At 47.9% G+C, this 19,374-nt stretch carries 14 protein-coding genes and 2 tRNA genes; all 16 read left to right on the top strand.

The window, feature by feature from the left end; all coding sequences use genetic code 11:
* Window positions 1-92 precede the first annotated feature (92 nt).
* Window positions 93-1,421 (top strand): glycine--tRNA ligase, encoded by a 1,329-nt coding sequence (locus NTY76_00080; protein ID MCX5677496.1) that lies wholly within the window; start codon window positions 93-95, stop codon window positions 1,419-1,421.
* Window positions 1,422-1,531: 110 nt separating this feature from the next.
* Window positions 1,532-4,285: a pyruvate, phosphate dikinase gene (gene ppdK, locus NTY76_00075; GenBank protein ID MCX5677495.1), complete on the top strand. Its 2,754-nt coding sequence runs from the start codon at window positions 1,532-1,534 to the stop codon at window positions 4,283-4,285.
* Between the two features lie 31 nt (window positions 4,286-4,316).
* Window positions 4,317-5,144 (top strand): sigma-70 family RNA polymerase sigma factor, encoded by an 828-nt coding sequence (locus NTY76_00070; GenBank protein ID MCX5677494.1) that lies wholly within the window; start codon window positions 4,317-4,319, stop codon window positions 5,142-5,144.
* Window positions 5,145-5,156: 12 nt separating this feature from the next.
* Window positions 5,157-5,681, top strand: a complete 525-nt coding sequence (locus NTY76_00065) for an adenine phosphoribosyltransferase (GenBank protein MCX5677493.1) — start codon at window positions 5,157-5,159, stop codon at window positions 5,679-5,681.
* A 183-nt stretch (window positions 5,682-5,864) separates the two neighbouring features.
* Window positions 5,865-9,683 (top strand): 6-phosphofructokinase, encoded by a 3,819-nt coding sequence (locus NTY76_00060; protein MCX5677492.1) that lies wholly within the window; start codon window positions 5,865-5,867, stop codon window positions 9,681-9,683.
* Between the two features lie 133 nt (window positions 9,684-9,816).
* Window positions 9,817-9,890: transfer RNA gene (locus NTY76_00055), tRNA-Gly, on the top strand.
* Window positions 9,891-9,957: 67 nt separating this feature from the next.
* Window positions 9,958-10,950, top strand: coding sequence for a MoxR family ATPase (locus tag NTY76_00050; protein ID MCX5677491.1), 993 nt, complete (start codon window positions 9,958-9,960; stop codon window positions 10,948-10,950).
* Window positions 10,951-10,961: 11 nt separating this feature from the next.
* The gene (locus NTY76_00045) at window positions 10,962-11,837 is read left to right on the top strand and encodes a DUF58 domain-containing protein (GenBank protein MCX5677490.1); all 876 of its coding nucleotides are present in this window, start codon (window positions 10,962-10,964) and stop codon (window positions 11,835-11,837) included.
* Window positions 11,838-11,850: 13 nt separating this feature from the next.
* Entirely contained in the window at window positions 11,851-12,759 is a 909-nt protein-coding gene (locus NTY76_00040) for a hypothetical protein (protein ID MCX5677489.1), read from the top strand.
* Window positions 12,760-13,758: a VWA domain-containing protein gene (locus NTY76_00035; protein MCX5677488.1), complete on the top strand. Its 999-nt coding sequence runs from the start codon at window positions 12,760-12,762 to the stop codon at window positions 13,756-13,758.
* 1 nt (window position 13,759) lies between these two features.
* A complete protein-coding gene (locus NTY76_00030) occupies window positions 13,760-14,770 on the top strand; it encodes a VWA domain-containing protein (protein MCX5677487.1) in 1,011 nt (336 codons plus the stop codon).
* On the top strand, window positions 14,767-16,071 hold the full coding sequence (locus NTY76_00025) for a tetratricopeptide repeat protein (GenBank protein MCX5677486.1): 1,305 nt from the start codon (window positions 14,767-14,769) through the stop codon (window positions 16,069-16,071). The genes NTY76_00030 and NTY76_00025 overlap by 4 nt, the downstream gene beginning before the upstream one ends.
* A gap of 269 nt (window positions 16,072-16,340) precedes the next feature.
* Window positions 16,341-18,179 (top strand): BatD family protein, encoded by a 1,839-nt coding sequence (locus tag NTY76_00020; protein ID MCX5677485.1) that lies wholly within the window; start codon window positions 16,341-16,343, stop codon window positions 18,177-18,179.
* Window positions 18,176-18,946 (top strand): tetratricopeptide repeat protein, encoded by a 771-nt coding sequence (locus NTY76_00015; protein MCX5677484.1) that lies wholly within the window; start codon window positions 18,176-18,178, stop codon window positions 18,944-18,946. Before NTY76_00020 ends, NTY76_00015 begins: the two co-directional genes overlap by 4 nt.
* 187 nt (window positions 18,947-19,133) lie before the next feature.
* Window positions 19,134-19,209, top strand: a tRNA-Thr gene (locus tag NTY76_00010).
* Window positions 19,210-19,233: 24 nt separating this feature from the next.
* Window positions 19,234-19,374 (top strand): GTP-binding protein (locus NTY76_00005; GenBank protein ID MCX5677483.1); only part of this gene is annotated, 141 nt, incomplete at its 3' end.

Raw genomic sequence — 19,374 nt, 5'->3', positions numbered from 1 at the left:
GCTTTTCGCTTGATTTTAGGTATGGCGTGTGTTAGGATAACGCAATTCGCAGTTATTACCGATTGATATTATTACAGGATATATTACTAAATATGCAGCAACCCGAACCGAAAGAACCCCAATCCGACATGATGGATAAGATCGTCTCTCTATGCAAGAGGAGGGGTTTTATCTTTCAGTCCAGCGAGATCTACGGCGGCCTGGCGGCGACATGGGACTACGGCCCGCTTGGCGCAGAACTCAAGCGCAATCTCAAAGAGGCCTGGTGGCGGTCGAACGTCTATGAACGCGATGATATCGACGGCCTGGACTGCGCTATCCTGATGAGGCCGGAAACCTGGATGGCATCGGGCCACGTATCGAATTTCGAAGACACTCTCGTGGATTGTAAATCCTGCAGGAAGCGCTTTAAGGTAGAGCATGTGACCGGCAAAAAATGCCCGGAGTGCGACGGGGAGCTCACTGAACCGCGCCAGTTCAATATGATGCTCAAAACCCACCTTGGCCCGATAGAAGACGCGGCAAGCCTGACATATCTAAGGCCTGAGACCGCTCAGGGCATCTTCGTTAACTTCAAGAACGTCGTCGATTCGATGAGGCGTAAAGTCCCTTTCGGCATAGCGCAGATGGGGAAGTCCTTCCGCAATGAAGTCACCACGAAGAGTTTTACGTTCCGTTCGCGCGAATTCGAGCAGATGGAGATAGAATTTTTCGTGAAACCCGGCACAGACGAAGAGTGGTATTCTAAATGGGTTGACGAGCGTTTTAACTGGTATGTGAAGTTCGGCCTCAAAAAAGAAAATCTGAGAATGCGCCAGCATGAAAAAAATGAGCTGGCGCACTACGCGAAGGCCTGCACCGATATCGAGTATCAGTTCCCGTTCGGCTGGTCCGAACTTGAGGGCATAGCCAATAGGACCGATTTTGACCTTAGGCAGCATAGCCGTCTCAGCGGCAAAGATATCGAATATTTCGATGATGTAACTAATGAGCGGTATGTTCCGTATGTTATCGAGCCGTCAGGCGGCATCGACCGTTCGATACTCGCGTTTCTTTTTGACGCTTATCGCGAGGAGAAGGTCAGGGATGAAAAGCGTGTCGTACTGGGCTTGCATAAAAGCCTCGCGCCATTGAAAGCGGCGGTGCTGCCGCTTCTGCGGAACCGGCCGGATATAGTCGAGCTAGCCCATAAGATCACAGACGATCTTAAGAGAGACTTGAAAGTCAGGTACGACGATACAGCTTCGATCGGCAGGCTTTACCGAAGGCAGGATGAGGTGGGGACACCTTACTGCATTACGGTCGATGTTGACAGCCTCGCAGACAAGAAAGTCACTATACGCGACCGTGATACGATGAAGCAGGATAGGATTGACGTCGCTGGCGTGAAAAAATATTTAATAGAGAGACTGAAAGGGTAAATATCATGAAAGCTTCTAGCGGTTCTTCGGCGGACGCTGTGTTGGCGTTTCGGCGTGAGGAGTTGGGTTCGGAAAAAGTTATCAAGAGTACGAAAGGAGCACGAGTAACAATGGGCAGTAAGTCGAGGTCTAATAAGTATGTCTATTTCTTCGGTGGCGGGAAGGCCGACGGCAATGAATCGATGAAGAATCTTCTGGGAGGAAAGGGCGCAAATCTCGCCGAGATGGCGGGGCACCCTAGCTTAAAGCTTCCGGTTCCGCCCGGATTTACGGTCACCACAGACGTTTGCACGTATTTCCTGAAGAACAATAAGAGCTATCCCAAGGGCCTGTCAGATCAGGTCGAGAAGGCTATGGCCTCTGTCGAAAAGATCATGGGCAAGAAATTCGGAGATCCAATCAATCCTCTTCTAGTTTCAGTGCGTTCCGGCGCTCGTAAGTCGATGCCGGGAATGATGGAGACGGTTTTAAATGTGGGTTTGAATGAGAAGACGATCCCCGGATTGATCAAACAGACCGGTAATGAGCGCTTCGTATATGACGCATACCGCAGGCTCATCATGATGTACTCCGACGTCGTTATGGAAAAGGCTGCCGGCATCGAGCCTAAAGGCGGCAAGGGTATCAGGAAAACGCTCGATGAGAAACTGGGAAAACTGAAACATTCCAAAGGATATAAGTCCGACACAGATCTTACTGTAAGTGACCTGAAGGCGCTGGTAGTGGATTTTAAAAACACGGTTAAGGAAGTCCTTGGCAAGCCTTTCCCGGATGATGCGAAGGAACAGCTCTGGGGCGGGATAGGCGCTGTATTCGCGAGCTGGAACGGTAAGCGGGCTTTCGAGTACCGCAGGATCGAACGAATACCGGATGAGTGGGGGACTGCGGTCACTGTGCAGTCGATGGTATTCGGCAATATGGGAGAAGACAGCGCTACGGGTGTTGCCTTCAGTCGTAACCCCGGCAGCGGCGAAGCTCAGTTTTACGGCGAGTATCTGGTGAACGCGCAGGGCGAGGATGTTGTGGCAGGCATACGTACGCCGGCTCCTCTTAACCAGTATTCTAAGAACGACCAGAGCAAGCAATTTACGACTCTGGAGAAGCTGATGCCGGCTCTGTATAAAGAATTGGATTCGATCCGTAAGCGGCTCGAGAAGCATTATAAAGATATGCAGGATATAGAGTTCACGATCGAGAGAGGCACACTTTACATGCTGCAGTGCCGTATCGGAAAACGTAACGGCGTCGCCGCTGTTCGCATGGCGGTGGACATGTATAAAGAGAAGCTGATAGACGCCAAGACGGCAGTTATGCGCGTAGCGCCTAACCAGCTGGTAGAGCTGCTCCTGCCTATGATCGATCCAAAAGCGGAAATGGCTGCAGGCTCTATAGCTAAGGGTCTTCCTGCGGGTCCGGGCGGCGCAGTAGGCCGAGCGGTATTCACATCCCACGAGGCCGTTGAATGGGCTGCTAGAGGCGAGAAGGTGATTCTCGTCCGTGAGGAGACTTCTCCCGAAGATGTCGATGGTATGCATAAGGCGCAGGCGATATTGACATTAAAGGGCGGAATGACTTCACACGCCGCTCTCGTAGCCCGCGGCTGGGGCAAGTGCTGCATCGTCGGCTGCACGGATTTTGATATCGCGGATGATAATAAATCGCTCACAACCAAGAAGGGCATCGTTATTAAGGAAGGTGACTGGCTGAGCTTGAATGGGACAACGGGCCTTGTCTATCAGGGTAAGCTTTCCCTGGTGGATGTGGACGTGGATCATAATAAGTCGTATACGGAGCTCATGAAACTGGTCGATAAGTTCAGAGTTCTAAAAGTTCGCACTAACGCGGATACTCCTAAAGATGCCGCTCAGGCTGTAAAATTCGGCGCCGAAGGCATAGGTCTCTTCAGGACCGAGCATATGTTCTACGGCGAGGGCTCCGATAAGCCTCTCTTCCTCTTACGCAAGATGATCATGTCTAAGACGAAGGCTGAGAGAATAAAGGCCCTCGAGGAGCTCTTCCCGTTCGTGAAGAGCGACATGAAGGCTACTCTCGAGGCGATGAAAGGGTATCCTGTCACTATAAGGCTGCTCGATCCTCCGCTGCATGAGTTCGTTCCTCACAGCGAAGACAAACTGCAGGCGCTTGCTAAAGATCTCGGAGTGGATATGGGGGAGCTTCATAAACGCGCGGAAAGCTTGAGTGAAAATAACCCGATGTTAGGACATCGCGGCGTTCGCCTCGGGATCACATACCCCGAGATCACGGAAATGCAGGTGCGCGCAATCCTGGAAGCGACTGCGGAGCTTATTAAATCCGGCAAGAAGACGGTTGCGGAGATAATGATACCCGTCACATGCGCGAAGAGCGAGCTCGATAATCAAAAAGTTCTCGTGGATAAAGTGTATAAAGAGGTATGCGCAAAGTTCGGAATGAAGGATATACCGTTTATGTACGGTACGATGATAGAGATACCGCGCGCGGCGCTCCAGGCCGGCAAGATGGCCGAGACGGCTGAGTTCTTCTCGTTCGGTACCAACGATCTGACGCAGATGACCTTCGGTTTCAGCCGCGACGATATCGGAAGTTTCCTGCCGGATTATATTGCCGCAAAGATATTGCCTGCGGATCCGTTCCAGACCATCGACCAGGACGGCGTGGGTGAGCTTATCGCGATGGCCATAAACCGCGGCCGCGCGACCCGCAAACACCTGAAAGTAGGTATCTGCGGTGAGCATGGCGGAGACGCGGAGAGCGTCAAGTTCTGCCATCGCGTTGGCATGAACTATGTCAGCTGTTCACCATTCAGGGTCCCGATATCCCGCCTTGCGGCAGCGCAGGCGGCTGTAGAGGGAAAGAAGAAATAGTCAAACCAATAGGAAATAGGACGAGTGCACTATGGATGCCATAAGGCTCTATCTTAAAGATATAAAGAAGCTCGCATTGCTCTCTCCTGAAGAAGAGATATCTCTTGCCATAAAAATCAAGAAGGGTGATAAGAAAGCGCGCGGTAAGATGATCCAGGCTAATCTGCGGCTTGTCATCAGCATTGCTAAGAAGTATTCTCATCTCGGTGTTTCGATGATGGACCTGATAGAAGAGGGCAACCTGGGCCTCATTAAGGCAGTGGAGAAGTTCAATCCCAAAAAGGGGTACAGGTTTTCCACTTACGGAGCTTGGTGGATACGTCAGTATGTTTCAAGGGCCATAGCGAATCAGGGAAAGACCGTAAGGATGCCGGTCTATGTCATCGAGCTATTGATGCGCTATAAGAAGGTGACGGAAACTCTCACCACCTCTCTAAACAGGAAACCGAAGCTGAATGAGATTGCCAAGCGCATGAAGCTTCCGATGAAGAGAGTGAAACAGCTCAGCAAGATGGTGACCGGGACCACAAGCCTCAATACCCCCGTAGGCGAAGAAGGCTCGACGGAATTCATGGACCTGATAGAAGACGAGAATATGCCGACAGCCGCTGACGGGCTCTCCACCTTTTTCACCAAGGAGCGCATAAAAGTGCTTCTCGCCAGGATGTCGAAGAGGGAGCAGAAGATACTGAGCCTCAGGTTTGGATTGAAGGACGGGATCGGGCATACGCTTAGAGACACTGCAAAACATTTCGGAATAACCAGAGAAAGAGTGCGTCAGATAGAATCGGTGGCAATGCGTAAAATGCGCGAGCATATGATCGAACAGGAAAACGAGGCGATCGCGAAACAGAGATAGGAGGACATTTTTATGAACGACCTGAAATCATATATCAGAGATATACCAAATTTTCCGAAACAGGGGATAATATTCAAAGACATCACCACTCTTCTAAAGAACGGCAAGTCGTTCAGGGAAACCGTTGATCGTTTCGCGGGCGAGCTCAAAGATAAGAAGATAGATATCATTCTTGGCATCGAAGCGCGCGGTTTTATTTTCGGCGCGGCTTTAGCGTATAAGCTGGGAGTTGGAATTGCCCCGATTCGCAAGAAAGGAAAACTCCCCCACAAAACTCATTCCGTTACTTACGATCTCGAATACGGCAAGGATACTATTGAAATACATCAGGATGCGTTCGAAAAAGGCGCAAGAGTCCTGATAATAGATGACCTATTGGCGACAGGCGGCACATGTCGCGCCGTGATAGACCTCGTAGAGAAGATGGGCGGTAAAATTGAGGCCATAGCGTTCCTGATAGAGCTCACAGCTCTTAAAGGCCGCGAGAAGTTAAAAGGATATCCCATCGTCTCCTTAATAAAAGACGAATACTGCTAAGTCCGATTTAATTCCAACCACTAACAAATCCGCACGTCGAAGTCTCACGGTTATATTTTAAAAATGTTAAGATATAAAATATTAGGTTTTTGTGTATTGACAACTTTCTGAAAATGTTATATCTTAACCGACAGTAGATATACAAAAGTCAGTTTAAAAAATGAAATTAAAAAAGGAGAGAAAATGTTTAGAAAAATCACAGCTTTAATTCTCGTCCCGCTGTTTTTATTGTCAAATATAAGTTTCGCGGACTCTATTAAAATTGAGAAAGCGACGCTTGCCCCTGCGTCTATTCTTGAACTTCTTTCTGATCCGACGTTCGCGGCGGAGCTGGGAAAAGTTTCACAAATCGGAGGATCTGCAGAATTTCGAATGGAAGATTTTGCCACCAAATGGATAGAGACATTTGCGGCTCTTTTAGTCAAAAAATATATAGAGAAAGCCGGTATTAAAGCAGAAGAGTTTTCGAGTAGGCGTGAACAAATAGAAAAAGAGGTTATCGGACAGATCCGTGCTTTAGTGGCGACAGGTAAAATTCCGGACGGACTGTTAACTGAGCGATTAGCGGCTGCAGTAAAAAGAGAACTTAACCCTGGTGCTTTGGCAGGATTCACAGGAAAAGATCTTCCGCGCGATGTGGATGGCATAAACGTTAGGGATCTTTTTGATAGGACCATAGCGAAACTTGTTTCTGACGTAAAGCCTGTACTCGTAAAAGATTTAATTAGCTCAAGAAGGCAAGTATGGTTTTCTGACGAAGAGTCCAGAATACCGGAAATTAAGATATTCCCCATTAAAAACTTAGTTGCTGAGTTTAAAGAATTGTTCCGCGCGGAACTGAAGGCAAAAGGATATGATGAGCCGACAAGGGAAAAGATCATCAATGAATATGCTCTCGAAGTTATATCGCATCCAGGAATAGCCAGAGAATCCATTTATATAGATTCTCTCTACTATAATATCCTGACCAACGCCAAAATTTACGAAAATTGGGAAGAGCTGATGATTCAGCTAATTAAGCACGAGTATGTGCATATAGCCGATCGTAATGTTTCAGAGGAAGAAGCGCATAAGAGAGCGCCGATTGATGACGTAGTGGAGGCATTAAAGAAGAGGACTATACTGATAGCCCAGTCAGGCGGCGATTGTGCCGGATTAAACGCGGTTGTTGCCGCGGCTACAGAGGAGCTTACCGCGAAAGGATATATCCCGATGGGGGTAAGGGAAGGTTTCGCCGGGATGACGTCCGATAAATTTAACGAAAATTATAGAATACAACTTGATGTTAAACAAGCGGAGAGAATCAGGGAGCGGCCTTCGACCGAACTATTTTCGTCGAGAGAAGCACCCTTTAAGGCGGTTGACTGGTATAGGGCGCTTATCGCTTCAATTAAAGATGAGGACCCCCGCCTTTCCAATGCTCACAAATCCGCTTTAGAGAATATCATAATGAAGATTTCAGACTGGAATGCTTTGGAAAGATCTGAGACGGAAGCTTTAGATGACATGAGGGATCTCTTACTGAGAAGAAGTTCGTCCATATCTGATAAGAGCCTGAAGAAATCAAAAGATAAAGAAAAGGACATCAAGAAGACTTTTGATAAGTTCGTTAATTTTATGAAAAATCTTGATGCACACGGCGGGTTAATAGTTACCGGCGGCGATGACCATTGCAGGATTGCGTTAAAAGCCGCGGAATTCGGTAAGATGGCCGTTGCTGTTCCGAAGAGCATAGATAATGATGCTATGACGCAGATGTTAGGATTTTATAAGACCGCCAAGCATTTTCGCGGAAGGTTCTTGCTCGGCGCTATAACTGGCCAGAACGAAAAGAAAGTCTTTGTCGCGGAGATTATGGGAAGGAATGCCGGATGGCTTGCCCTGGCCGCGGGGGATAGGGCCGGAAGGGTGCCTGAAAAAGTCTTAATGACACTTGGTAAAGGAGATATAAGGGCCGGTAAGAAGAAGGCGGAATTTATAAACAACACTGTGATAACGATAGTTCCCGAAAAGACCGTGTCGATACTCGCTATCCTTAAAAGGGTGCAGGAAATTTATGAAAAACACGGTGTTATTAATATGTCTGTCTCCGAAGGATATAAGGTTGATCCGAAAGATCCGCTTCTTGCGGAACTGCGCAGCAAGAATCCGTTAATCGATGACGTGTGGAAATCGGTGGATGCCGGTAAGATAGAGACAGATACTCACGGTCATCCGAAGCTTGAAGGCGCGACTGATTTCATCGTTGCCATTTTAACAACTCGTTGGGAAAACGCAGATGCGAAGAAGTATGATACTATAAAATTGAAGCCAGACCAAGTAAAGCATGTTATTTTAGGATATACAGGTAGGGGGTTGAAGCCGGGCGACTATGATCTTCAGATGGGCGATAAGCTTACCCGTATGGCGGTTCAGCTTATTGAGGAAGGCAAATCCGGCTGGATGGCGACATATCCGGATAAGGGTCTTCATCCTTATGAGGTCCAGCCTTTAGCCAGACCGGTGAGCGAAGTCCTTGATGGCCGAAGCGGGAAAAAATATCCGAAAGATTTACATACCCTGGGGCAAGGTGATGAGCTTAGATATATTAGAAACGATCTGGCTGTACGTGGGTTTAGAATATTATCGAACGCGGAGTTGGCAAGCCGAGGTGTGTTGTTTGAAACGATTGTTCAAAAAATAGTCAAAAAAGAGGGAATAGCGGTAGCTGAGGAAACCAAAGAAGCTATTGGGTATCCTCTTAAAGATTTTGAACCTCGCCCAGAAGAGACCGTATTAGATTTTTTCACTGCTGTAAAACTTCTGCGTGAAGATTTGATCAGTTCAAGTATTTCTGCTTACACGCACAGGAGAAGTTCGATTTTTGAGGTCCCTGATAATAATGGTCTTTTAACGTTGGCGCTATCTGATAAATATCCGGCCAACTATGATGACTGGGATGATGTAGATAAGTCCAGCTGGGAAAAGCTGAGGCCAGGAATAATGGCGCTTGTCCCGGGCCAGGAGAAGCCTATTAAAGAGATAGTGGAGGAGGCCGTAAGGATAAAAAAAGAGAATGGCCTGGTCTTTATCGTTGTCGGTAGCGGCTATAAGTTCTCCATGAGGGATGAAGGTTTTGCGGATTTAATACGCGGCGATGCCTATTTATCCGCGAAGTTTGGAACCTTCGCTAAAAATATTAAAAGTGCCGAATACGGCGGGGCCCCGCAGGCGACGGTAAATTATATTTCACACTATATCCGGGCGGCTCTCATGAAATACGCGCCTAAGGAATTTTCATCTAAGAGCTCCGCGAATTGCAATCTCCTCGGGCAGATGTATACCGTTGTCGAACCTGACCAGGAAACAGCTATGCAGATTGTGGCGAATCCGACAATCAGGGAAGTTAAACAGGCAACAGAAGAAACCGCTAATCATCTTTTCTTTGGAGATAGCCGCCCTGTAGGTATTAGCAATATGATAGTTATTGTAAATAAAAAGATAGCGAATTTTGGCACTGGGAGTGGCAGCACAACGGAGATATTGAAAAAACAATATCACATTATGAAACAGTCTCTCGTAAAGATGTTTCAGCATGGGGATGACAAAGGTGTTATTGAAGTAGATAGCGAAGCTGATTTAGAGTTTGCGGTCGATGACTATTTAAGCCTCGGGTATAAAGTGATAGTGCTTGATAACGGCAAGTTAACAGCTGATATCAAACAGGATAAGAACCTCCGCATAGTTTCATTTAAACAACTGAACAAAGTGGATCTAGAGGCAGTGCCATTTATAAATTTGAATGCGATGGCGATGATGGGCGTGGGTATGTTTAATAAAGATTACCGCCTTTTCGCGCTCGCTTACAAAAACTTTACCGGAGAAGAGCCGCCGGCAAGGATAGCGAGCGAATTTGAGAATAATTTACTTTGGTTTGTTTCAATTATGCCGCGCATGATCAGGCTGACAGGCAAGCTAGTGGATGAGAATATTATTAAGCGTTTATTTGCTGCCGCCGCATAATAGTTAGTTTTGTAGACTCGGAATATAAAAAGCCGCCGTTAACATGAGTTTAACGGCGGCTTTTTTGTGTCTAAAATCTGATTGACCATACAAAAAATTGGTGTTATGATTATCGATATTTTATATGGAAAGCGCGGGAGTAGTTCAATGGTAGAACACGAGCCTTCCAAGCTCGATACGTGGGTCCGATTCCCATCTCCCGCTCCATTCTAGTAAATCTGCTTAATTCAAACTGCAGTATTATATTATTAAATACGAATAGGAGGAATACCATATGGTCCAGTCAGTCGAAGCGATAAACGAGAAAGTAAAAAAGGAAAGCGTGTTTGTATCGAAGCTCATCGAAGAGATCGAAACCGTGATAGTGGGGCAGAGATATCTGATAGAAAGGCTCCTGGTTGGCATCCTCGCGAACGGCCACATACTGATCGAAGGCGTGCCTGGCCTGGCAAAGACATTGTCAGTTAAAGTGTTAGCTGAATCGATAGAGACTAAATTCCAGAGGCTGCAGTTTACGCCTGATCTTCTTCCGGCAGATCTTCTTGGGACATTGATATACAATCAAAAAGACGGGGATTTCAAGATAAAGAAGGGCCCGATATTCGCGAATATAATACTCGCCGATGAAATAAACCGCGCGCCCGCCAAAGTCCAGAGTGCGCTTCTGGAGGCAATGCAGGAGCGCCAGGTCACTATAGGCGATACCACATACAAGCTGGACGAGCCGTTCATGGTCCTTGCGACCCAGAATCCTATTGAGCATGAGGGCACATATCCTCTCCCTGAGGCCCAGGTGGACCGTTTCATGCTCAAGCTCAACGTCGAATATCCTACCAAAGAAGAAGAGTATAAGATAATGAAGAGGATGGCCATGACCGATAAGAAGATATCGGTAAAACCGGTCGTTGGGCCGCAGGATATCGTAAGGGCCAGAAAGATAGTTGATGAGGTATATATCGATGAACGTATTGAGAGGTACATAATCGACATCGTATTCGCCACCAGGGATCCGGGGGCCTATAGACTGAACGAGCTGAAATCACTGATACAGTACGGAGCGTCTCCCAGGGCGAGCATCAATCTGGCCATCGCGGCGAAGGCTTATGCGTTCCTGCAGGGCAGAGGCTATGTGGTGCCGCAGGATGTGAAGACGATAGGCCTCGATGTGCTAAGGCATCGCGTTATAGTCAGCTATGAGGCTGAGGCTGAGGATAAGACTTCGGTCGATGTGGTAAAGCGCATATTTGATGAAGTGAAAGTTCCCTAGGGAAGAGAAGAATGCTCCCAAAAGAAGTAATCCAAAAGATACGCCGTATACACGTAACGACATCACGCCTGGTCACTGATTTTTTGTCGGGTTCGTATGAGAGCGTCTTCAAGGGCCGCGGCATGGAATTCGATGAGGTGCGGGAATACCAGCCGGGAGATGAGATACGCTCGATCGACTGGAACGTCACCGCCAGAATGGGCCGCCCGTTCATAAAGAAATTCGTGGAGGAGAGACAGCTCACCGTAATGATACTGCTGGACGCGTCGGCCTCCTCGTATTTCGGGACCTCAAAAAGGCTTAAGAGCGAGATCGCCGCCGAGATATCGGCGGTCCTTGCGTTCGCGGCGGTAAAGCATAACGACCGCGTCGGGCTCATAATATTTACGGACAAGATAGAGAAATTTATTCCCCCGAGAAAAGGGCAGCAGCACGTCTTGCGCGTTATCAGGGAAGCCCTCTATTTTAAGCCGAAGGGTAAAGGCACCGATATAGAGGACGCCTTAAAATACCTGGACAGCGTCACCACGCGTCGTGCCGTCACGTTCATAATTTCGGACTTCTTCGCCAAGGACTTCAAGAAGCCGCTCTCGGTAGCCAATAAAAGGCATGACTGTGTCGCCATAACCATCACGGACCCGCGCGAGATGGAACTGCCTAAAACGGGCATTATAGAGCTCACGGATGCTGAGACGGGAGCGTTTTTTCTTGTAGATACGTCCAGCGCCAAGGTCAGGCGGACTTACTCCGAAAAGTCGGCGCGAAAGATCGATGAACGCACCCGGATGTTCGGATCTATAGGCGTCGATCACATTGACATTCGCACTGATAAGCCATATATAGATGAATTGATAAAGTTCTTTAAGATGAGAAGACATAGAATATGATTTTCGGGAATAAATGAGAAATAGTAATTTTATACTACAGTTAGTTATCTGCGTCATGGTCCTTGCCGCTTGCGTGGCCGAGGCGGGAGATGATATAGCCTTGCGCGCATATATAAACCGCAATCAAATTACGATCGGCGACAGGATCAAGTTCACGATAGAAATAACCGCTTCCCGCGGGACCCAGATACAGATGCCTGCTTTCAAGAATAATATCATCGGTGTTTTTGAGATCAAGGATTCCGCCGGTAAGATGACCGGAGGCTTATTCGGTAAAAAGACATTTCACAGCTGGTATTATATTACAGCTTATTCCGTAGGCAAAAAAGAGATCCCCGCGCTTGATATAAAATATAAGACAGCGTCCGCTAAGGATTGGGCGGTTAAAAAAACAGGCGCTTTATCGGTAGATGTCAGGAGCGTTCTGCCGAAAGAGTTTCCCGCCGATATCAAAGACATAAAAGGCCCTGTGAGCTTTTTTGAGATAAATTGGTTTCTTACGGGCGGGCTATTGGCCGGCCTGATCATCCTTATAACCCTCCTCGTAATAATTAAAAAGGCGAGAGAGACCAAGCCGTTAAGGCTTCCTCATGAGACCGCTCTCGAGGAGCTGGAGGCCATACGCTCGCAACTGATCAACTCCGGCGATATTAAAGAATATTTTGTCGGAGTCTCCGATTGCGTCAGGCGTTACATAGAGCGGGCATTTAATTTAAAGGCTCCCGAGATGACTTCGGAAGAGTTCCTTAATTCACTGCGTGATTCCAACGCGTTAACAATGACGCATAAAGAGCTGTTGAGAGGGTTCATGAACGCCTGCGACCTGGTAAAATTCGCGAAATATAAACCGACCGGCGAAGAGACGGAGAAAGTTTACGTGACGGCTAAAAACTTTATCGAAGAGACTAAGGAAGTAAAATAGATGTTCGCGTTCAAGGATCCATGGGTATTGCTTTTAGTGCCGCTGGTCCTGCTGATGGGCTTACTCGCCAGGATGAGGCGAAAGGATTCCACATTCGTCTTTTCTTCCAAGGATCTGCTGGAAGGTATCAAGCCCACTTTTCGGCTTCGTTTCAGTAAATATCTGATTCTCTTCAGGGCGGGAGCCATAATACTTTTTATATTCGCTCTCGCGAGGCCGCAGGCTGTCCTCGAAGGGTCCAAGACGGTTTCCGAAGGCGTTGACATAGTGCTGGACCTCGATACTTCAACAAGCATGCTTGCGGAAGATTTCAGGATCGGCCCGAACAGGGTGAATCGTTTTGATGTTGTCAAAGACGTCGTTAAGGAATTTATCCGGAAACGTAAAGACGACAGGATCGCACTGGTTGCGTTTGCCGCCCGCGCGTATACGGTCTGTCCGCTCACCAGCGACTATTCATGGCTCAATGAGAACCTGGACAGGGTTCGCATCGGCATGATAGAGGATGCGACCGCGATAGGTTCGGCTATAGCGACATCGGTCAACCGGTTGCGGACCTCTAAGACCAAGAGCAAGGTTATAATACTTCTGACAGATGGTGTTAATAACGCCGGAACTATATCACCCTTAGTTGCCGCTGAGGCTGCCAAGGCATTGAAGATAAAGGTCTATGCCATATGCGTCGGATCGAAGGGGCTGGTGCCGTATCCGTTAAAGGACATGTACGGCAGGACGGTGTATAAAAATATTCCGATAGAGATGGATGAGGAAATACTGAAGAAGATCGCCAGCCTGACAGGCGCCAAATACTATTTAGCCAGCGACACGGAAACCCTGCGTAAGATATACGATGATATCAATAAGCTGGAAAGGTCAAATATAGAGCACTTCGGTTACAGGGAGTACGAGGAGCTGTTCTATTTCTTCCTGATCCCGGGGCTTATCATGCTAGCGCTGGAGATATTCCTTACTAATACATTCTTTATGAGGATCCCGTAAGATGGAATTCGCTAACCGTCAATATGTTGCCTTGATATATGCCTCAGCGGCTGCGCTAGCGGTCTTCTATGTCTGGGCAATGATACGGCGGCGCTTACTCATAGAACGCTTTGCCGACAAGCGCCTCGTAAATAGTATCGCGCCTACAGCGAGCACCATAATGAGGATACTGAAATGCATAGTCATAAGCGCCGCCGTAGTCCTCGCGCTTATAGCGCTTGCCCGGCCGCAATGGGGGTTTGTCTGGGAAGAGACCAAGAGGTCCGGCATAGATATGCTGATAGCCATCGACGTTTCGAAGAGTATGCTTGCCACCGATGTGAAACCGAACAGGCTCGAACGGTCAAAATTTGCGGTAAAAGACCTGGTTAAAAAACTTAATGGCGACCGCATAGGCCTTATCGCTTTCGCCGGGACATCATTTCTCCAGTGCCCTCTCACGATAGATTATAACGGGTTCCTGCTTGCCCTCGACGATCTCGGTATCGGCACGATACCACGCGGCGGCACTTCTATTACGAGCGCCATAAGGGAATCCATGAATATCTTCAAAGGGCCGGATAAAAAATATAAGATTCTGGTCATTATCACAGACGGGGACGATCTGGAAGGCGATGCTCTTAAAGCCGCGAAAGAGGCGAGCGACCTCGGCATCAAAATATATTGCGTCGGCGTAGGGAGCCAGGAGGGAGATATCATCCCTGTAATAAATGAGAAGGGGGAAAGGGGCTATGTAGAAGATCGTTCGGGTCAGGTGGTGAAGTCGGTCCTCAATGAAGACCTCCTTAAGAAGATAGCCATATCCACCGGCGGTAATTATGTCCATGCGACACAGGCGGAATTCGGGCTTGTTCTTCTATATGATAAGAGCATATCGAAGCTTGAGAAGAGGGACATAGAGGCAAAGATGAGAAAACACGCTCAGGAGAGGTTCCAGTATTTTCTGGCCTTTGCCGTATTGCTTCTATTGCTGGAGCCGATTCTGCCCGATCGAAAGATGGCGGCAAGATGAGAAGATTAAAATTATTGCTGTTTTTACTGGTATTTTGGACGGCCTTTCCGACGGCATCTTTCGCATCGGAAAAAGATGATGTTAAAAAAGGAAACATATTATATAATAACGGTGATTACGCCGGCGCCGCGAAGCTATACGAAAAAGCCGCTCTGGAAAAGTCGTCCAGCGGCATCCCCGATCTCAACCGTGGCGCGGCATTATATAAAAACGGCGCGTATCCTAAAGCTATCGAGGTTTTCAACAAGTCGATAGCTTCAGGGCGAGCCGGACTTATCCGTGCCGCGGACTATAACATAGGGAACTCGACGTATAAGACAGGCGCGTTAAAAGACAAAGCGGATAAAGAGAAGAAGGACATTAAGAAGACCGCCGAAGTTTACGCTACGGCCCTTCAGTATTATAAGCGCGCTATAGATCTGAATCCGGGCGATAAAGACGCTAAATTCAATTACGAATTTGTATCGAAGAAACTGGAAGAGCTTAAGCCCCTGTTTCAGATAAAGCAGGAAGAAGAGAAGAAGAAACAGCAGGAACAGAATAAGCAGGATAAGAAGGATCAAAAAGACAAGGATCAGCAGAATCAAAACCAGCAGCAGAAAGATCAGAATAAAGAGCAGAATCAGGACCAGCAACAGCAGAATCAAGATCAGCAACAACAGGATCAGCAAGATAAACAGCAAAAAGAAGAAGACAAGAAGAAGGACCAGAATCAGCAAAATCAGGACCAGCAGCAGAATAAGGACCAGCAAAGTCAGCAGGATAAAGATAAAGAAAAAGCCGGCCAACAAGGTGGTGGAGGCCAGTCTCAGGAGAATAAAGAGCAGCAGAATAAGTCCGAAGGCGAGCAGGGCGGTGGCGAGGGTGCGGAACAGAAAGAGAAGAAGCCTGAAAGTGCCGAAGGACAGGATAAGTCTGCGGCTGATCAAAAGAAAGAAAAGGAAGAAGGGAAGAAGGGCGAAGAAGGTAAAGAACAAGGCGCAGCGCCTGGGCAGGAAGAGAAAAAACCCGAAGAGAAGCAAGGTGAGGAGCAGGAAAAGCAAGCTGCCGGCGCGGGCGAAGAAGAGAAGGGCAAGGAAGCTCAAGGGGAACAGGGTTCCGAAGAAGCCAAGAAGCCCGAAGAGAAACAGGGCGGATTAGCAGCTTATCAAGGCGCCGGAAAAGAAGCTGAACCCGGCGAGATGACAGAACAAGAGGCTAAGATGCTCCTCGAGGGATATAAAGGCGAAGAGGCTACCGGTCGCACGATCAAGATGCGCCAGAAGCCTATTAACATGTCAGAACCGGCGAGGGACTGGTAAAGCGTAGGCGAAAATATCGTATGGAAGATGCCCCAGGAGAGATCTTCAGGCAGCGGAACTTCTGCGGGAAGCCTGGAGCGACTTTCGTAAAATCTTGATACTTCTAGGCGATATACCAGGACAATGAAACTGCACAACAGCTTTTTACCTATAGGCAGGTTCATTGGCCATCAAGATTTTACAACAGCGAATTTACATGCCTAATGTAAATTCGCGACAAGCGGAAGGCTTACCGCAGAAGTTTCGATGTTGTAGGAAAACGGATGAATATGAAACGATATATAAAAATATTAACATTGGCTTATCTCATCGTAAGCATTATTGCGCCTCGAGCGCATGCTGCGGAGAAGAAGTTTGAAGTCAGCCTAGACAGGAACCGTGTAGCCATAGGCGAAAAGGCGCAGCTCGGGCTGGCTTTCTACGGAACTCAGTCGATGCCGGCACCGGACCTCGGCAACATCGATGGCCTTGACATAAAATATATCGGACCCTCCACTATGATGACGGTTATAAATGGCCAAGTCTCAAGTTCTATTACGCATATGTATTATGTCCAGCCTCTCAAGCTCGGCAAATTTCAGCTCGGGCCGTTTACGTTTAAGTATAAGGGCGATGACTATGCGTCCAATATGGTGTCGCTCGAGGCCGTCGAAGAAAGGGTTGCGCCTATGGCGCAGGCATCAGGGGCTAATATGCTGCAACAGATGAATATGGGGGATAGGATATACCTTACGCTTTTTGTCGATAAACCGGCGGCCTACGTCAATGAGCTTATACCGGTTACGGTTAAACTCTACGTGAACAGGCTGAATGTGAGCGATATACAGCTGCCTACATTCGATCAGGAAGGCTTCTCTAAGGTTGAATTTAAAGAACCGAAACAATACCGCGAGCGCGTTGCCGGGATGCTTTTTGACGTCCTCGAATTCAAGACCAGTATCTTCGGCACAAAGCCCGGCGACTATCGTTTGGGGCCCGCCAAAATAAAATGCAGCGTGATGGTTCCCAGAGCCGCTTCGCGCGGGCCTATGGCCGATGACTTTTTCCCGAATGATCCCTACGGCGGATCCATGTTCGACGATTTCTTCACCCGCTTTGAGCGTTATCCTCTTGAACTCAAATCACAGGACGCCCAGATAGTTGTTTCGCCGATCCCTGAACAGGCCCGCCCCTCCGGCTTTACGGGTGCCGTCGGCGATTATCAATTTATCTTTACCGCAAGCCCGACCAAGATCAAAATCGGAGATCCGATAACCGTGCGCATGGATATAAACGGCACCGGCAACTTCAACACCGTGCTTATGCCCAATTTCGATAATACCTCCGGATTTAAAACATACGAGCCTCAGGTGAAGACGGAAGATAACCACAAGAGTTTTACACAGGTGCTGATCCCCGAAACGGATACGGTCACACAGGTGCCGAGGGCCGCATTCTCTTACTTCGACATAAATGCCAGAGAATTTAAGACCATAACCCAGGGCCCCATACCATTGCAGGTCGAAAAAGGCAAGGAAGAAGCGCCTTCGCAGGTGATCGGGCCTACGCCGGGCGTGCAGCCTCCCGCGCCGGCTAAAGAAGCGGACCTTGGCAGGGATATCATATACATAAAAGAGTCTCCCGGTATATGGTTTAAAAAAGGAAAAGTTTATTATAAGACCGGCGCCTTCTTCACTATAATATCCGCGCCGCTTATGTTTTTGATAGCGTATTATGTGGTGCAGCGGAGGCGGACACGCCTTAAGAGCGATACCGCATACTCCGGACGTATTATGGCATTCAGATCGTCGAAAAAGGGCCTTAAGGATTTGAGCCGCCAGTTGAAGACGGAGGACCCAAAGATCTTTTACGAGACTTTATTCAATACCCTTCAAAACTATTTAGGCTACCGGCTGCATATCCCTCCGGCGGGTGTTACCGCCAATACAGCAGTCGAATGCCTTGTTTCGAAAGAGATAGACCCGGCGATAGTCAGTAAGGTGAAGAGGCTTTTCGAGGCCTGTGATACGGCGCGTTTTGCTTTCCTGCATGTAGGCGACATGAAGATGAGGGATGATAAAAAGGAGCTCGAGGATATCCTGAAGTACTTTGAGCGCAAAAAATTATGAAAAGACCTGGCATTATATTAGCGTCGGTGCTCGCAGTTTTAATAACAGCCGCATCGTATGCCGAAGAGAAGAAAGCAGATCCCTATCAGCTCTTTTATACGGCGAATCATAACTACGAGTCACGGGATTATCTGAAAGCGGTGGAAGGATATGTAGCCATACTGGAGTCGGGGTTGGAGAGCGGTAACCTCTACTACAATATCGGCAATGGTTTCCTTAAGATGGGGAGTCTCGGACATGCCATACTTTGTTACGAAAGAGCTAAGAGGCTGATCCCTCACGACAGTGATCTCAAGGCAAATCTGTCCTATGCGCGTTCATTGGTAGAGAGCGCGAATACCGAAACGCAGGGAAATTTTATCTTAAATGCGCTCGACGCTATATTCGGGCTCTACAGTTTACGGGCGATTATTTTTTCCGCCACTATCCTATACCTCCTTTTGCTTTTGCTCATCGGTTTATTTATCGCCAAGCCGTTCTTCGCGAGACGGTTCCGCGCGGTTTTAGTTTTAGTCGTCGCTCTATTTATTCTAAATCTATCGGCAGTCGCGGCCAGGTACTTTGATGAGAGAATACTAAAACACGGGATAGTGGTGCAGAAGGAAGTGGAGTGTAAATACGAGCCCATAGAAAAGTCTACGACGTATTATACTCTGCATGAAGGCAGGGAAGTTCTCATATTAAATACCAGAAACGGGTGGCGGCAGGTAAGGAGACCGGACGGGAAAATCAGCTGGGTCAAAAAAGAAGCTGTCGAAGAAATTTAATTCCGATTTTTTTAAATAAATACTTGACATAAATAGCTCTTCTGTTATAATAATCAGACTTAATTTTCGAACTACAATCATAATGGTATGAAGGCCTGAAGAGTTTTAGGGCAGAGACAACTCTGAGGAAGAGTTTACTGTGCCCGGTTACGTCGTAAAAACAGCCGCTGGCGTTAAAGCTAAAGCGGCTGCAGTAGCTCAGTCGGTAGAGCACGTCCTTGGTAAGGACGAGGTCATCGGTTCAAGCCCGATCTGCAGCTCCATAGTTTATAGATAGGAGGAACGTTATGGCAAAAGAAGCATTCGTAAGATCCAAGCCGCACGTGAACATCGGTACGATCGGTCACATCGATCATGGCAAGACCACCCTTACAGCATCGATCCTAGCTACTCTGGCTCAGAAGGGCAAGGCGACGGTGAAGAGCTAT

Source organism: Candidatus Omnitrophota bacterium, assembly GCA_026387175.1.
Classification (GTDB): domain Bacteria; phylum Omnitrophota; class Gorgyraeia; order 2-01-FULL-45-10; family 2-01-FULL-45-10; genus CAIMPC01.
Note: the sequence above shows the minus strand (reverse complement) of the source record. Positions and strands in the feature narration are given on the sequence as shown.

Bases quoted from the DNA above. Each gene is read 5' to 3' on its own strand.
- NTY76_00040 (MCX5677489.1), top strand. From the start codon at position 11,851: ATGAGAAATAGTAATTTTATACTACAGTTAGTTATCTGCGTCATGGTC.
- NTY76_00065 (MCX5677493.1), top strand. From the start codon at position 5,157: ATGAACGACCTGAAATCATATATCAGAGATATACCAAATTTTCCGAAA.
- NTY76_00020 (MCX5677485.1), top strand. From the start codon at position 16,341: ATGAAACGATATATAAAAATATTAACATTGGCTTATCTCATCGTAAGC.
- NTY76_00030 (MCX5677487.1), top strand. From the start codon at position 13,760: ATGGAATTCGCTAACCGTCAATATGTTGCCTTGATATATGCCTCAGCG.
- NTY76_00025 (MCX5677486.1), top strand. From the start codon at position 14,767: ATGAGAAGATTAAAATTATTGCTGTTTTTACTGGTATTTTGGACGGCC.
- NTY76_00035 (MCX5677488.1), top strand. From the start codon at position 12,760: ATGTTCGCGTTCAAGGATCCATGGGTATTGCTTTTAGTGCCGCTGGTC.
- NTY76_00060 (MCX5677492.1), top strand. From the start codon at position 5,865: ATGTTTAGAAAAATCACAGCTTTAATTCTCGTCCCGCTGTTTTTATTG.
- ppdK (MCX5677495.1), top strand. From the start codon at position 1,532: ATGGGCAGTAAGTCGAGGTCTAATAAGTATGTCTATTTCTTCGGTGGC.
- NTY76_00080 (MCX5677496.1), top strand. From the start codon at position 93: ATGCAGCAACCCGAACCGAAAGAACCCCAATCCGACATGATGGATAAG.
- NTY76_00045 (MCX5677490.1), top strand. From the start codon at position 10,962: ATGCTCCCAAAAGAAGTAATCCAAAAGATACGCCGTATACACGTAACG.
- NTY76_00015 (MCX5677484.1), top strand. From the start codon at position 18,176: ATGAAAAGACCTGGCATTATATTAGCGTCGGTGCTCGCAGTTTTAATA.
- NTY76_00050 (MCX5677491.1), top strand. From the start codon at position 9,958: ATGGTCCAGTCAGTCGAAGCGATAAACGAGAAAGTAAAAAAGGAAAGC.
- NTY76_00070 (MCX5677494.1), top strand. From the start codon at position 4,317: ATGGATGCCATAAGGCTCTATCTTAAAGATATAAAGAAGCTCGCATTG.